Origin of the sequence: Pseudomonas syringae pv. coryli str. NCPPB 4273, from assembly GCF_000972175.1 — a bacterium.
Lineage (GTDB): Bacteria > Pseudomonadota > Gammaproteobacteria > Pseudomonadales > Pseudomonadaceae > Aquipseudomonas > Aquipseudomonas syringae.
The window spans coordinates 1-17,146 of sequence record NZ_AWQP01000086.1; the positions used below are offsets into that span (position 1 = coordinate 1).

The 17,146-nt window shown below is 58.4% G+C and carries 3 protein-coding genes and 1 pseudogene; 3 read left to right on the plus strand and 1 reads right to left on the minus strand.

Going from position 1 to position 17,146, the window contains the following annotated elements; genetic code table 11:
• Positions 1 to 14,014, minus strand: a 14,014-nt coding sequence (locus tag P406_RS26610; protein WP_156174847.1) for a non-ribosomal peptide synthetase, incomplete at its 3' end; no start/stop codon positions are given.
• Between the two features lie 377 nt (positions 14,015 to 14,391).
• Between P406_RS26610 and P406_RS28455 the strand changes: the two genes are divergently transcribed.
• The 3 genes and pseudogenes from P406_RS28455 to P406_RS30645 form a co-directional block, all read left to right on the plus strand.
• The gene (locus P406_RS28455; RefSeq protein WP_082100983.1) at positions 14,392 to 15,360 is read left to right on the plus strand and encodes an AraC family transcriptional regulator; all 969 of its coding nucleotides are present in this window, start codon (positions 14,392 to 14,394) and stop codon (positions 15,358 to 15,360) included.
• 627 nt (positions 15,361 to 15,987) lie between these two features.
• On the plus strand, positions 15,988 to 16,545 hold the full coding sequence (locus P406_RS26615; protein WP_146052120.1) for a site-specific integrase: 558 nt from the start codon (positions 15,988 to 15,990) through the stop codon (positions 16,543 to 16,545).
• Positions 16,514 to 17,054, plus strand: a pseudogene (locus P406_RS30645) (transposase); the annotation flags it as partial. The gene P406_RS26615 and the pseudogene P406_RS30645, both read left to right, overlap by 32 nt.
• Between the last annotated feature and the right edge of the window lie 92 nt (positions 17,055 to 17,146).

Here is a 17,146-nt window from a genome sequence, read left to right on the forward strand (position 1 = left end):
CAGTCAACAACGGCAGGCGGGTCAGGGTTTGCGTGGCATCAAGCACCATCGCCTTCAACAGCACCTGCCAATGCTCGACGTAGCGCGCCGCTGTCTCGTGCTCAAACAGGCTGCTCGCGTACTCGATGCACCCGCTCACCTCGTCCTGGTATTCACCCAAGGTCAGCGCCAGGTCGAACTGCGCGGTGACTTGCTCCGAGGTGAACATGTGCGCCTGCAATCCGGTGAGGTGCAGCGTGTCACTGTCGGCGTTCTGCCAGGCGAACAGCGTCTGGAACAGCGGGCTGTGCGCCAGGCTGCGCGCAGGGTTGAGCGCCTCCACCAACTGCTCGAACGGCAAGTCCTGGTGCGCCTGCGCCGCCAGCGTGGTGGCTTTGACCTGCGCCAGCAACTCGGCGACTGTCGCCGTGCCCGGCACCCGGCAGCGCAGGGCCAGGGTGTTGACGAACAGCCCGATCAGCGGCTCCAGTTCCGTGCGGGTACGCCCGGCTACCGGTGAGCCGATGACGAGATCGTCCTGTCCGCTAAGACGTGAGAGTAGGATTGCCCAGCCAGCCAGCAGCGTCATGTACAGCGTGCTGTCATGCCGGGCCGCCAAGCGTTTGAGTGCAGCGGTCAGCGCGGCGTCCAGGGTGAAATCCACCCGGCCACCGGCGTAGTCCTGCACCGCCGGCCGAGGGTGGTCGGTGGGCAGTTCGAGCAAGGGCGGTGCATCCGCCAGTTGCTCGCGCCAATAGGCGAGTTGGCTTTGCAACACCTCGCCCTGCAGCCACTGGCGCTGCCAGGCGGCGTAGTCGGCGTATTGAATGCCCAGCGCTGGTAAGGGGTCTTCGTCGCCTTGGACAAAGGCCCGATACAACACGCCCAGTTCCTGCATAAAACAGTTAAGTGACCAACCGTCGCAGACGATATGGTGCAGGGTCACCAGCAACACCTGTCGCTGCTCGTCGAGCAAAATCAGACGGCCGCGCAGAGGGGCATCCTGCTCTAGGTCGAAAGGCGCTTCACTCTCTTCACGCGCCAGCTGATGCAGCGTGTCGTGTGCATCGTCACACTGACGCAAATCGTGCAAACGCAGTGCGAAAGGTGACGGCGCCTGAATCTGTTGCCGGGGCGCACCCTCGACTTCGATGAAGCGCGTACGCAAGGCCTCATGGCGCAACACAATGCGGTCCAGCGCGCGCTGCAACGCCTGCGCATGCAGCTCACCCGACAACATCAAGCCGCTCGCGATGTGGTAGGCGGTGCTGGCTCGCGCTTCCAGACGGGCGAGAAACCACAGGCGCTGCTGGGCGAACGACAACGCCAGCGGCGCGCTACGATCCTGGGTATCAATGGCAGGCAACGCGCTGATCGGCGCCTGCGCCACGGCAGCGGCAAAATCGGCCAACAGCGGCTGGGTAAACAGCGCGCTCAATGCGACCTCGCGCCCTTGGGTCTGGCGGATTTTAGCGAGTAACTGGATCGCCAGCAGGGAATGACCGCCCAAGGCGAAGAAATGATCGTTTCTGCCGACCTGAGCCAGCCCCAACAGGTGCGCCCACAGCTCAGCCATCGTCGTTTCGGCGTCGCCCTCTGGAGCGGCATACGCCGGGTGTAAACGGTTGCCAGCTTCCAGCGCGGCCAGGGCGTTGCGGTCGAGTTTGCCATTGGCCGTCAATGGCCAGGCGTGCAGATGGCACCAGGCACCGGGCACCATGTAGTCGGGCAATTGCACGAGCATCCAGGCGTGCAGTACGTCGACCGGTTGCGCTTGAGCGGCCAGGTAATAGGCCACCAACTGCGTGTCACCGCTCGGGGCCTGGCGTGCCAGCACCACGCAATCGTCGACAGCGTCGCAGGCGCGCAATCGCGCTTGAACCTCGCCCAGTTCAATACGCACGCCACGGATTTTCACTTGGTGGTCGTTACGCCCCAAGTATTCAAGAACGCCGTCCGCTCGCCAGCGCACCTGGTCACCGGTCTTGTAAAGCCGAGTCGAGGAGTCGGGCGCAAAAGTGCTGGCCACAAAGCTTGCCGACGTCAGTTGCGGCCGGTTCAGGTAACCCCGCGCCAGTTGTACGCCGCCCAGATACAGCTCGCCCGTCACGCCCACCGGCACGGGCTGGCCAACGCTGTCGAGTACGTAGGTTTGGGTATTAGCGATGGGCCGGCCGATGGGCACGCCCGCCGCTGACGCATTCTCGACCACCGACCAGGCGGTGACGTCGACCGCCGCTTCGGTGGGCCCGTACAGGTTTTCCAGTGCGGCGTGCGGCAAACACGCGCGGGTCTGGCGCGCCAAGGCGCTGCTCAGGCTTTCGCCGCTGCAAATGATCCGGCGCAAGCTGGTGCAAGCCGACGCGTGAGCGCTGGACACAAACGCCTGCAGCATCGGCGGCACAAAATGCACGGTGGTAATTGCCCGCTGTTGAATCAACTGCGCGAGGTACACCGGGTCCTTTTGCCCTTCGTGGCCGGCCAGCACCATGGGTACGCCGACCATCAATGGCCAGAACAGCTCCCACACCGAGACATCAAAACCCAGCGGCGTTTTTTGCAGCACCACATCATCGCCGGCCAGTCGATAGTGGTCCTGCATCCACAGCAGACGGTTGACCACAGCGCGATGCTCGATCATCACCCCTTTGGGCTGGCCGGTAGACCCGGAGGTATAAATGACATACGCCAGATGATTCGCCGACAACGCGTGCACGTTGGGGTCGGTTTCCGGCATCCCCGGCTGCGCTTCAAAGGCCTGCGGATCAAGCCTCACCGGGGCTTCGGGCAGGCTGAGGCCAGTGTCGCCACGCGCAATCAGTACGCACGGCGCGCTGTCTTCGAGCAGGGAGCGAATACGCTCGGCAGGATGGCTCGGGTCAATCGGCACATAGGCCCCGCCCGCCTTGAGTATCGCCAGCACGGCGATGACCATGTCCAAGCTGCGCGCCATGCACACAGCCACCCTTACATCCGGCCCCACGCCGTGAGCGACGAGCCCATGGGCGAGCCGATTGGCACGCCGATTCATCTGTGAGTAAGTCAGCGCTTCATCGTCATGCACCAGCGCCAGTGCCTCGGGCGTGCGCGCCACCTGCTGCTCGATCAGCGTATGCAGGCAAACCTCGGTCGGGTAATCGACACGCGTGGCGTTCCAGTCATGCAGCACTTGCCGGCGTTGCGCCTCCGTCAGCAGCGGCAGGCGGGCTACCGTCTGCGTGGCGTCGAGCACCATCGCCTCCAGCAGCACCCGCCAATGCTCGACAAAGCGCTCCACGGTGGCACGGTCGAACAGGCGCGTGGCATAGCCGATACTGCCTTCCAGGCGGTCGCCACGCAGGCCCAGTGTGATCGTCAGGTCAAATTGGCTGGTGGGCTGTTCCAGGTTGAACGGTTCGGTGGTCAACCCCTGCAGGTGCAGCCCCGCGTCCACCGCCTCCTGCCAGAGGAACAGCGTTTGAAACAGCGGGCTGTGCGCCAGGTTGCGCTCGGGGTTGAGCGCTTCCACCAACTGCTCGAACGGCACATCCTGATGCGCCTGCGCCGCCAACGTAGTCGCTTTGACCCGCGCCAGCAACTCGGCGACCGTCGCCGTGCCCGGCACCCGGCAGCGCAGGGCCAGGGTGTTGACGAACAGCCCGATCAGCGGCTCCAGCTCGGTGCGCGTGCGGCCCGCCACCGGCGTGCCGATAACGATGTCGTCCTGGCCGCTCAAACGCGCGAGCAAGATCGCCCAGCCGCTCAACATCAGCATGTAGCGCGTAACACCTTGACGCATGGCCAGCGCGCTCAGCTCCAGGCTTAACCCGGCGCCGAGGGTAAATTCGACACTGTCGCCGGCGTAATCCTGCTGCGCGGGGCGTGGTCGGTCGGTAGGCAACTCCAGCAGCGGCGGCGCGTCCTCCAATTGCTCGCGCCAGTAGGCAAGCTGGGCCTGGAACACGCGACCTTGCATCCATTCGCGCTGCCACGCCGAAAAATCGGCGTATTGCAGGGTCAGCGTGGGCAATGGATCTTGCTCGCCATGGCTGAACGCCTGGTACAGCAGGCCCAGTTCGTCCATCAAGCGCGTGAGTGACCAGCCGTCGGCAACGATATGATGCACCGTCACCAGCAGCACGTACTCGCCGTCCTTGAGCCGTACCAACCGGCCCCGAATCGGCGAATCCTGCGCCAGTTCAAACGCTGTTGCGACCTCTTCCCTGGCCAGATCGCGCAGTGCACCCTGCACATCGGCAGCGTCACCCACATCATAAAAACGCAAGGCGAACGGGGTGGCCTCCCGAACCTGCTGGCAAGGCGTGCCGTTTATCGATACAAAGCGGGTGCGCAGCGCTTCATGTCGCGCCACGATACGGTCCAGTGCAGCCTGCAAGGCATCGAGATTCAGCGCTCCGATCAGCCTCACACCACCGGCGATGTGGTAGGCCGCGCTGGCGCGGGCTTCCAATTGCGCCAAAAACCACAGGCGCTGTTGGGCAAACGACAGCGCCAAGGGCGCGCTGCGGTCAGCCGGGGTAATCGGCGGCAGCGCACTGTAGGCCGCCTGTTCAACAAGCCGTGCGAAGGGCGCCAGTACCGGTTGCGCAAACAACGCGCTCAGCGCAAGGTCACGCCCCAACGCTGCCCGCACGCGGGCCAGCAATTGCACCGCCAGCAACGAGTGCCCACCCAGCGCGAAGAAGTGGTCGTGCCGCCCTACCCGGCTGACGCCCAGCACTTCGGCCCACAGCGTCGCCAGCGTTACCTCGGTATCGCCCTGCGGTTCGGCGTAGCGCTGCCAGGCGTACGCCTCTTCATCCGGTGCTGGCAGCGCATTGCGGTCCAGCTTGCCGTTGGGGGTCAACGGCCAGGCACTCAGGTGCACCCAGGCAGCGGGCAACATATAGTCGGGTAATTGATCGGCCACCCACTCGCGCAAGGTCTGTGCGTCCACCGCCTGGTCTGCCAGGTAATACGCCACCAAACGCACATCGGCCGCGTGTTGCTCGCGTGCAACCACCACCGCGTCCCTTACGGATGGGTGCTCGCGCAGTCGCGCCTCAATTTCGCCCAGTTCAATGCGGAAACCGCGCACCTTCACTTGATGGTCGTTGCGGCCCAGGTACTCAAGCGTGCCGTCTTCACGCCAGCGCGCTCGGTCACCGGTCTTGTACAGCCGCGCGCCGGGCACAAAAGGGTCCGCGATAAAACGCTCAGCGCTCAGGTCGGGCTGGTTGAGGTAACCCTCAGCGACGCCGTCACCGCCGATGTACAGCTCGCCGGCAACGCCTATCGGCAACGGCTGCCAGTGAGCGTTCAACACATAGACCCGCGTATTGGCGATCGGGCGACCAATCGCCACGGCGGCGCCGTGCGCCTCGACGTTATCCACGCGATAGGCGGTCGACCAGATGGTGGTTTCGGTCGGCCCATAAACGTTCCACAAGCTGCCCACCGCAGGCTGCAACCGCGCTGCCAGCGCCACGTTCAGCGCTTCGCCGCCGCTGAGCGCGGTCAGCTCGGGCTGACCTTGCCAGCCGCTGTCGAGCAGCATCCGCCAGGTCACGGGTGTGGCTTGCAGGGTGGTGATGCCCAGCCGCTTGATTTCGCGTGCCAGACGTACCGGGTCGGTGCTCCAGCTTTCTGCGGCGATCACCACCGTCGCGCCGACGATCAGCGGCAGAAAAAGCTCCAGCGCCGCGATGTCGAACGCCACGGTGGTCACCGCCAGCCAACGATGCTCGGCGGTCAGCCCGAGTTGTTGTTTGAACGACAACAACAGGTTCAGCAACGCGCGCTGCCCGACCATCACGCCTTTGGGTTTGCCGGTCGAGCCGGAGGTATAGATCACATACGCCAGTGCTTCGGCGGCCGCAGGCTCGGTGTGCAGGTTATGCTCGGGGCCTGCTTGCCAATCGCCGGGCGCGTTGAGGTCTAGCGTGCGTGCTGCATGGTCGAGCGCGGCGCCCTCATAGCCTGCAACAATCGCCATCTGCGGCTGGCAGTCCTGGAGCATGTAATCGATGCGCTCGGCCGGGTAGCCGGGATCAATCGGCACATAGGCGCCCCCGGCCTTGAGCACTGCGAGCATCGCCATCAGCATCTGCGGACCGCGCGGCAGGCAAATAACCACGCGGGTGTTGGAGGTGATGCCGAGCGCCCTGAGTGCATGTGCCAACTGGTTGGCATGCCGGTTAAGCTGGTCGTAGCTCAGCGACTGCTCGTCATGGATCAACGCGGTCGCCTGCGGCGTGCGCTGAACCTGTGCTTCGAAGCATTGATGCAAACACAGCTCGCGCGGGTAGCTGACGTCGGTGGCGTTCCACTCGGTGAGCAGTGTGTTTTGCTCGGTTTCCGACAGCACTGCCAATGCCTGCACCGGCGTATCCGGCGCGTGTTCGAGCGCCTCGTTCAGTGCACTCAAGGCCGTTTGGAGATAGCCTGCAAGACGCTGCGGCTCAACGCCGCCGCATATTTGCACCTCAAGCAGAAAGCTCTGCCCGGTATCATCGACGTTTAACGTGAACGGGTAATGAGTGCGCTCTGTATTGCCCAGCATTCTGGCGCCCGTGCCTACCAGGTCAGCCAAGCCGGCGACACGCCCGTATTGACTGTGGCGATAGTTGAGCAATGTAGAAAACAGCGGCAACGGTGAAGCAACACCACTGCAACGTTGAGCCAGCGACAGCGGCGCATGCTCGTGGTGCAACAGGCCGGCCAGGCGTTGGTGGGTTTGTTGCAGCGCCTGGGCGGTAGTCTGCCTCTGTAAGTCGAGGCCTATGGGCAAGGTATTGATGAACATACCCAGTGCGCGCTCGATGCCTTCTGCCCCACTCATTCTGCCCAGCAGAACCGTGCCGAACACTGGCCGGTCAGTTTCGCAGGTGCGCGCCAGCACCAGCGCCCACGCCAGATGGAACACACTGGCCACACTCACGCCGGCGGCCTGTGCAGCCATTCTGAGGGAGGCCGCGAACCCGTCATCGAGCAACAACTGTGTCTGTTGCACCGGATGATCAGGCTCGGGGATTGCGGTAATGGAAAACGGCGCAGTCGGCTGTGTGACGTCCTGCAGCATGTGCTGAAAAAAGGCTTCATGGTCACTGCGCTGCGCTTCGCGACGGGCGTGAACGACAAAGTCGCGCAAGGGGATGGGCTGCGCAAGCGCCGCGCCCTGCAGGATGGCGCGAATCTCGGCAATCACGTAATCGAGGGCGGTATGGTCGAGCGCCAATTGGTGAGTCTGCAAGTGCAGGGTCAGCGACCCGTCAACCGGGTCGACCGACACACAGCCGTGCAGTAACGGCGCCTGCTCGACATTGATGCGTGTGCCCGCTTGCAAGGCGCACTCGGTCTCTACCACGGGCAGTGTCGCGTGGTGGTAGACAACCTGCACGGGACTGTCCAGGTTCTGCGAGATAAACGCGGTGCGCAGAATATCGTGTCGCGCGATCACGCTTTGCAAGGCCTCGACAAAACGATTCAAGGCGGATCGATCAGCGAAACTCAATACGCTGGTTTCGACGTAGGGGTCATTCTCCGGGCTCAGCAGGTGGTGAAAAAGAATGCCCTCCTGCGTCGAGGTCAGCGGGTAAATATCCTGAATATTTTTAGCACCACCGGGCACGGTCATGACAATGCCGTCGATCTGCGCCTGGGTGAGGGCGATCAGGGGCAGCATGCTCGGCACAATGCTGTCTTGAGGTATGGTGAGCGGGTTAGGCGAAGCGGTCTCCGGAAGGCCCGCGGTGGATGTCACCGACTGCGCGAATTCACACAGAGTGGGGGCAGTGAACAGCCTCGACACGTCGACGCACAACCCGCGCGCTTTCAGGCGCGCAATCAGCTGCACCGCCAACAGCGAGTGCCCGCCGAGGGTAAAGAAGTTGTCGTGCCGCCCTACTCGCTCAACGCCCAGAACGTCGGCCCAAAGCATCGCCAGGGAGGTTTCGGGTTCGCCTTGCGGTGCCACGTAACCCTGCGAGGCAAACGCCGCCGCACCCGGCACCGGCAATGCCCGTCGGTCCAGCTTGCCATTGCTGTTCAGCGGCCAGGCCGTCAGGTGCACCCACGCCGCCGGCAGCATGTAATCCGGCAACTGCTGCGCCACCCAGGCGCGAAGCTGGCTCGCATCCTGCGCCTCGGCGGCCAGGTAGTAGGCCACCAGCCGCGTCTCCTGCGCCGCCTCCTGCCAGGCGATCACCACCGCGTCAGTTACCGCTGCGTGGCTGCGCAAGCGCGCCTCGATTTCACCCAACTCGATACGGAAGCCGCGAATTTTTACCTGATTGTCGTTGCGTCCCAGGTACTCCAGCGAGCCGTCGGCATGCCAACGCACACGATCGCCGGTCTTGTACATGCGCGCTGCAGGCTGTTCGACAAAGGGGTCATCGACAAAACACGTCGCGGTCAATTGCGCCCGGTTCAAATACCCGCGAGCTACTCCGGCACCGCCGATATACAGCTCCCCGACCACGCCCACCGGCACCGGTTGCGCCGCGTGGTCAAGCACATACACGCGCGTGTTCGGCAGCGGTCGGCCGATGCAACCGGGTTTGTTCAACCGCTCAATCAGGTGGACGGTCGCATTCACCGTCGCCTCGGTGGGACCGTAAGCGTTGAATAGCGTAGGCAGCCAGCCGTCGCGGGCGTACCAGGCCTCGATCGCGGCTTGGCTGACCGCTTCGCCGCCGATCATGATTTGACGAATGCAGTCGGGAATACACGCCTGCTTTTCGCGCAGCAAGGTATTCCAGAACACCACCGGCAAGTTCGTAACCGTGATCGCATTACGCTGGCAGAGTTGCCAGAACGTCGAGGCGTCGCTGATCCATTCTTGGGTTCGTAACACCAGAGTGGCACCGGAACATAGCGCGCCGAAGATTTCTTCCACCGACATATCGAACGTGAACGGTGCAAATTGCAGCACGCGGTCACGCGCACTCAGGTGATAGGTCGACTGCAACGCGAAGACCTGATGGCATAAGTTGCGATGCTCGATCATCACGCCCTTGGGCTCGCCGGTGGAACCCGACGTGTAAATCACATAGGCAAGGTGCTGCGCGCCCAGCTCTAGAACATGCAGGTCCGGGTTGACGTCCGACCAACCTTGCCTCTCGTCCACAGTACTAGTGAGCAATGCTAATAGTGGCTGGCTATCTTCGAGGATGTAGTCGATTCGGTCAGCCGGGTACTCAGGATCGATCGGCACGTAGGCACCTCCAGCCTTGAGTACCGCCAGTATAGCAACGACCATTTCTGGCCCACGAGGAAGGCAAAGCGCCACCATTGTGCCCGACACCACACCTTGCGCAATCAGAGCATGGGCCAGTCGGTTGGCACGGCGATTCAACTCGTCGTAGCTCAGTTGCTGCGACTCGTAGACAAGTGCGCCCGCTTGGGGATCGCGCTCCACCTGCGCCTCAAACAGCTGATGAACGCATTGAGCCGCAGGGTAGTCAACGTCGGTTGCATTCCAGTCATACAACACTTGATGGCGCTGGTTTGCTGTAAGTAATGCCAGTTCTGTCACTGTCTGGCTTGAGTCGTGGAGCATCGCTCGCAGTAGCACATGCAAATGCTCGACATAACGCGTCGCCGTCTCGCGATTGAACAGGCTGCTCGCGTACTCAATGCAACCAACCATCACGTCCTGGCGTTCACCCAAGGTCAGAACCAAATCGAACTGTGCCGTGACTTGCTCAGAAGCAAACATTTCAGCTTGCAGCCCACTAAGTTCCAGTATGTCACCATCGGAGTTCTGCCAGACCAGCAACGTCTGGAACAGCGGGCTATGCGCCATGCTGCGTACCGGGTTGAGTGCCTCCACCAACTGTTCGAATGGCAAATCCTGGTTTGCCTGCGCAGACAGCGTGGTGGCTTTGACCTGTGCCAGCAACTCGGCGACCGTCATGCTACCCGGTACTCGGCAGCGCAGCGCTAAGGTGTTTACGAACAGGCCTATTAGCGGTTCGAGCTCAGTGCGGGTGCGCCCGGCTACCGGTGAGCCGATAACGAGATCGTCCTGTCCGCTAAGACGTGAGAGTAGGATTGCCCAGCCAGCCAACAACGTCATGTAGAGCGTACAACCGTGACGCCCAGCCAGCGCTTTAAGTTCTGTGGTCAAGGGAGCGTGGAGGGTAAAACTGACTTGTCCGCCGGCGTAGTCCTGCACCAATGGGCGGGGATGATCAGTGGGTAGCTCGAGCAGCAGCGGCGCATCTGCCAGCTGTTCTCGCCAGTAGGCAAGCTGACCTTGCACTACCCCGCTCTGGACCCAGTGCCGCTGCCAGGCTGCATAGTCTGCGTATTGAATAGCCAAAGGTTGCAAGGGATCTACCAGCCCCTCAACGAACGCGTTGTAGAATATGCCCAGTTCCGCCATAAACCGGTTTAACGACCAGCCATCGGATACGATGTGGTGCATCGTGATCAGCAACACGTGCCGTTGCTCTTGAACCCGAACCAACTGGCCACGGATCAACGGCCCTTGGCTCAGATCAAATGGAAATACGGCCTCCTCCTGCTCAATACGACGAACTAAAACCTCGACGTCCGCATGTTGACGAAGATCATGTTGGCAAAGCACAAACGGCTCCGGCCCTAGAATCTGCTGGTAAGGGGTGCCATTTATTGATAAAAATCGCGTTCGTAAGGACTCATGGCGAGCCACAATATGATCCAGCGCCGCTTGCAAGGCATTGATATCCAACGCTCCAACAAGGTCCACCCCCCCGGCCATGTGATAGGCAGCACTGGTCCGCACCTCCATTTGCGTTAGGAACCAAATCCGCTGCTGAGCGAATGAAAGCACCAGCGGCATGCTACGGTCGGCGGACGCTATGACTGGCAGCACACTGCAAGGTACTTGCTCAACTAGCCGAGCAAATGGCGCTAATACCGGCTGCAAAAACAACAGGCTCAGTGGTACCTCACGGCCCAGTGAAACTCGAATACGGGACAGTAGTCGGATGGCCAGCAACGATTGCCCACCTAGTGCAAAGAAATCGTCGTCGCGACCGACTTGGGCCAACCCAAGCAGTTCAGACCATAACGCAGCCAGCACCATCTCGGTACAGCCCTGCGGTTCGACATAGTGTTTCAAGGCGTACGCATCTTCTCCAGGTGCCGGCAGAGCCTTTCGATCCAGCTTGCCGTTGTGAGTTAACGGCCACGCACTCATGTGCACCCAAGCGGCTGGTAACATGTAATCCGGTAATTGACTGGCCACCCAATCTCGCAGCACCTGAGCGTCCGCGACCAGATCGGACAGGTAATAAGCCACTAGGCTCTCCCACCCATCACTTGTTTGGGCTGCAATAACCGCGGCATCCCTTACCTCCGGATGATCGCGCAGCCGCGCTTCAATTTCTCCCAGTTCAATACGGAAACCACGAATTTTTACTTGGTAGTCGTTGCGCCCCAAATACTCGAGCGTGCCGTCTTTTCGCCAGCACGCACGGTCACCAGTCCTGTAAAGTCGTGAGCCCTCTACAAAAGGATCTTTAACAAAGCGCTCAGCGGTTAACTGAGGTTGATTCAGATAACCCTGAGCGACCCCATCACCGCCGATGAATAACTCACCGGCAATTCCCACCGGCAATGGTTGACCAGCATCGTTCAAGACATAAACGCGCGTATTGTCGACAGGGCGACCGATAGGAAGGCTACCGCCATTCAGATCAACCTCATCAACGCAATGCGCGGTCGACCAGATCGTGGTCTCAGTAGGTCCATATACGTTCCATAGCGTACCTACCGCTTGATGCAGGCGCGCCGCCAAGGCCACGTCCAATGCCTCACCGCCACACAACGCAGTCAGCTTGGGCTGGCTCTGCCAACCGCTGTCCAGGAGCATCCGCCAGGTAACCGGTGTGGCTTGTAGCGTTGTGATGCCTAGGCGACTGATCGCCTCGGCCAACCGATATGGGTCGGTACTCCAACTGCCATTCGCGAGCACTACTGTCGCGCCGACGATTAGCGGCAGGAAGAGTTCCAGTGCTGCAATATCGAAAGCCACCGTAGTTACCGCCAGCCAGCGATCATCTGCGGTCATCCCTAATAGCCGTTTAAAGGATAGCAGCAGGTTCACCAGCGCACGCTGCCCGACTATTACGCCTTTAGGCTTGCCAGTCGAGCCGGACGTATAAACCACATATGACTGCCCGTTGACAGCCTGAGGGGGCGTTTCAAGATTGTCATCGGGCCCGAACTGCCAGTCTCCTAGGGTGTGCAGGTTGAGTCTGTGCGCCGCGTGAACTAGCGCTTCCCATTCGAAACTATCGACGATGGCAACTTGTGGACAGCAGTCGTTGAGCATGTATTCAATACGGTCCGCGGGAAAACCGATATCAATTGGCACATAGGCACCACCGGCTTTGAGCACCGCAAGCATGGCAGTAACCATGTCAGGACCACGTGGTAGGCAGATAGCTACTCGCGTCTGCGACGCTACACCAAGCTTCGTTAACACCTGAGCAAGTTGGTTAGCGCGTCGATTCAGAGTGTCATAGCTTAATGGCTGATCATCATAGATTAACGCCGTCACATGGGGCGTACGTTTTACTTGTTCTTCGAACATTTGATGAAAGCAAACGTCACGCGGATAGTCAGCTTGGGTAGCGTTCCAGTCGTTCAGCACCATCTGATTTTCATCTGGCGTCAGAAGAGTAATGCAATCAATCTTCTGACTGTCGTCGGCGATCATCTCATCAAGGATGGTAGACAGATGTTCGATATAACGTCCTACAGAGCTTTCCTCAAGGCGAGAAGCATCGTACTTAAGAAATACAGCAAGCGTGTTATCGCTGTCCATAATTTCAAGGTTCAGTAAGTTAGCGGTATCGCCATGACTGATTGGCAGCGGAAAAGACGTTGCACTCCATCCCCCCCAAGCAACGGTTTCAAAACTTACACCACGTGACGCTCCACTTAGCGTACCCACGGCCAGCGCCATGATTTCGGCTAGCCCATAATCAATCTGAAATGTAAACTGGGTTTGTATAAAATTGCGCTGGGCAGACCGCCTTAGCTTCGGCAAGCGTTCGAGCAGTACCTCGAGCGGATAATGGCGGTTACGCTTGGCATCCTTCACAGAGGCATGTAAATCACTCAGTAGTTCTGCGATGGTCAATGCGGGGTCGAAGTGAGCCACTATCGGCACGACATTGACGCAGTTGCCAACAGTAGCTCGCCATGGTCCATAGCTGCGCGCCGGCATGGGAGTGCCAACGACGAAGGTGTCCTGGCTAATGTGCCTGCGCAGAAAAATGAAATAGCACGCAAGAGTAACTTCAAATAAGGAGGCTCCACACCGGACACCAAGCCTCTGAAGCTGTAAACGCTGAGCGGTTGGTATAACAAATGATGCTATACGCTGCTGACAGGATGCATAGGACGGAGGCGCAAGGGAAGTATCTATTTCCGCTGCAGGAGCGTCAGATAGGAGGTGCTGCCAATAAGCAAACTGTTTAGATCCTCGCTCGCTTTCCAGCCACGCGTCTTGATGGTCCACGTAGCTGAAGAAATCGGGAAATTCAGACTCCACAGGAAGCGGTGTGAACGTTCTTTCTGCCAGCAGCTCACCCCATTCCTTCATTAACTTCATGTAAGTACTGCCATCGCTGATGAGATGGTCCATGATCCAAAGCAGTACACTTTCTCGCTCCGAAATACGGTAGAGGTGAACGCAAAGCAGAGGCGCAGTTTCATTGAAGGCTCGACAGTACTCGGCCTTGACGTGATCACATAGCGCAGACTCAGACCAAAATGAGGCGTCATGAAAAAAAAACGGGGGTTCGCCCAGTGCGCGGATGCGCTGCTGCGGCCCCTCTTCGCTGTTGCTGAATGTTGCACGAAGTATCGGATATCGCGCCATCAACACATTCAGGGTGTGGCGCACAAGTGCTGGATCGACATCACCTAAAATACGAGGGCAGAATGCTAAATTGAAACCTGCACGGAGATGGGGAGCTTTTTGATAAGTAAACCAAAGACCGCGTTGGTTAGCAGAAAGCTTACTCCATTTTTTTTTGTCTACAGTAGTAGGGCTCATCAAAAATTACCTCTACGGCTTTCTTTACCGAGGCTTAGGACACTTAAGTAATGAGTAAAACGCGCTTGAAATTAGAAGCGCATTGCTATCAATTTGACATGCCACTCGATGGCTTTTTAGAGTCAACCTAAGAGAGACGTATGAGTAAGCTAGCTGAGGCAACGTTTACCCCTATCCGCTTGAACTAGCCTTGCAATTGAACAATAAAATAATTTGAATCATATGGGAACTGCCCCTCCAACAAAAAAATGCGTTTTCTTTGAAATTTCGTTTTTTTGAGCTTTTATAAAATTTTTTTTTGAAACCACACACAACGCTCATCAGATGAACTACTCTAACCCTGAAGATGCTGGCAGTTTATTGGAGATGCGGATGTCATGAAGACCTTAATCAAAAGATTTTTGAACGTTGATATCGCTAGTGAGCACTTTCAATCCCTTGGCAACGATATGGTCCTTCTACCGGGTGAGCGGGATTATCTGGACTACTCAAAAAACGCTTGCTTGCTGGGAGATTCTTTCGTAAGCCGTTCTGAAAGTAGTTCAGGATGGGGATACGAAACACGTAACGAGGTTGATGGTTTTTTGATATCAATACCTGACGCCGGTAGAGTACATTGGACAAATCGACAATCGTCGTTCACCGTCACCGCCGGCGAGCTTTCGGTCGTCGACCAAAGAGAAGTGATAGCGTCTCGCTATGACGCCATGGCTCGCTACACAACCGTCTATATTGCAAATATTGATGTTTTTCGAACCTTGTCATTACTCAATGGCAAACCACCCAAAGCCCCATTTTTTTTTAGACATAATAAAGGGGCGCCATGGACTGCAAGATGCATGGTAAATTTTGTTGAAACCATTATCGAATCTTGGGCTCATGCACAAAGTCCCACAGACGGCGTCATAAAAGGTCTGAAAGAAGCTATGATTACATTCGCCCTCTATACACTTGAGAATAATTATTCTTGTGCATTGCTAGATGATCATACGATTACCTCCCCCACTCCTCATGTAATAAAGGTCGCCGCAGAGTACATGATAGAGAGCTCCAACTTAAACTTAACAGTCGGTGATATAGCAGTCTATGCAGGTATAAGTTCTCGCTCTCTGCAGACTGGCTTCAAAAAATTTAAAGGAACTAGCCCGATTGCTTTTTTGAGAACGGTTAGGCTAGAACGTGCCCGTGACATGCTTACAGATACAATCTCAACTTCTACTCCACGAGAAATAAGCATCCGGTGCGGATTTTCAAACTTTTACCTTTTCTCAAAGTACTACATGGAAAGTTATGGAGAATCTCCGGCCTCTACCTTCAGGAAAAAATTAAGCTCCTCAACTTTATAAATAGCATGACCTGACTCAAACCGTCGTGCATTGAAAAAAAACTGGACATCAACAGGGCACCCCAAAGTTAATACCAGTATGCGAACGAGATCAACGCCTTGAGATCTCGCAGGTATCCTGATCAAAAAGTCTTTCGCTTTCCCCGGCACCCGCACTTAATCTGCACTACCGCGGAGGCACTCCGGATAGCAGTGGTGCGCCGGTTGTTGAGTTTTACGGGATCACATTGGACGATCTGAAAGTACAGTGCTTGTGGCGGGTAGACGTAAGGCAGGGACTTCACTCTGCGTCGACAACTGTGCTGCAAACTCGACCTACGGGCCGGTGAAGTGCCTCTCGCCGAGGAAGGCGAGCTGCTGGTTCATGAGCCCGCGGTTTATGACTAGGCCAAGCACTGAGGGGGGCATCCGCGATTCACCCCGACATTCTGCATCGTGGGCCGCGTCGATGTTGCACTGGCATCTATCAACAAACAGTACTGAATCAACCGCGAACTCAAGGATGCCAGCGATGAGCAGCGTTAAATCGACCGTCAGGAAAAAAAGGCTGCCTGAGCTGGCAAAGCTGAGAGCATGGATGGAAAAAACGCAGCCGTAGGTTACGTCGCAACGGGCCTTGGGTAAAGCGGTGAGTTACCTGCCCACTACAGGCGACGGCATCGTTCGCTACCTGGCTGAATACGCCGACAAGCATGCGATCAGCACGCTCAAGCAGCGTTTGGCCGCGCTGGCGCAGTGGCACATCACCCAAGGATTCCCAGACCCGACCAAGACGCCTAACGTGCGCCAGATGATCAAGGGCATCCGCGTTGTGCATCCCGCCCAAGTCAAGCAGGCCGCCCCCCTCCTGCTCACCCACCTCGAACAAGCCGTGAAATGGTTGGAAGCAGAAGCCGCAGCCGCGCTTGATCGCGGTGATTACAAGACGCTCCTGCGCCAACGCCGCTCGGTGGCAATGGTGCTTATCGGATTCTGGCGTGGGTTCCGCGGGGATGAGCTGGCTAGGCTCACGGTGGAGAACACAAAAGCCTGTAGCGGTGAAGGCATCACCTTCTTCTTGCCCTACACCAAGGGCGATCGCCTGCATGAAGTGCAGTGGTCTAATGATTCCGGACACTCATTTAGGCGAGAATATCGCCAGATAGAGGTGTCTGATGACCAAACAACGCCGTACCTTCTCTGCTGAATTCAAACGTGAGGCCGCAGGCCTCGTGCTCGATCAGGGCTATAGCCACATTGAGGCCTCCCGCTCGCTAGGGGTGGTCGAGTCTGCGCTGCGTCGCTGGGTGAGCCAGCTCCAGCAGGAGCGCAATGGCGTAACGCCTCAGAGCAAAGCCCTGACGCCCGAGCAGCAGAAAATTCAGGAGCTGGAAGCGCGGATCGCTCGTCTTGAGCGGGAGAAATCCATTTTAAAAAGGCTACCGCGCTCTTGATGTCGGAAGAACACGAGCGCTTGCGCTGATCGATCAGCTAGGTGCCCATGAGCCGATCGAATTGCTGTGCGAGGTGTTCGAGACACCTCGCTCGTGCTACTACGACCATTGCCAGCGGCGTCGGGCTCCAGACGCTGAGCGGGTTCGTTTACTCAGTCGAGTCAATGAGCTGTTCGGGCAAAGTCGAAGCGCTGCCGGCAGCCGCAGTATCGTTTCGATATTGCAGGAAGATGGCGACCAAATTGGTCGGTTCAAGGTACAGATCGGAAGAGCGTCGTGTAGGGAAAGAGTGTAGATCTCGGTGGTCGCCGTATCATTAAAAAAAAAAACTGCCACGAGCACTCACATCGTCGG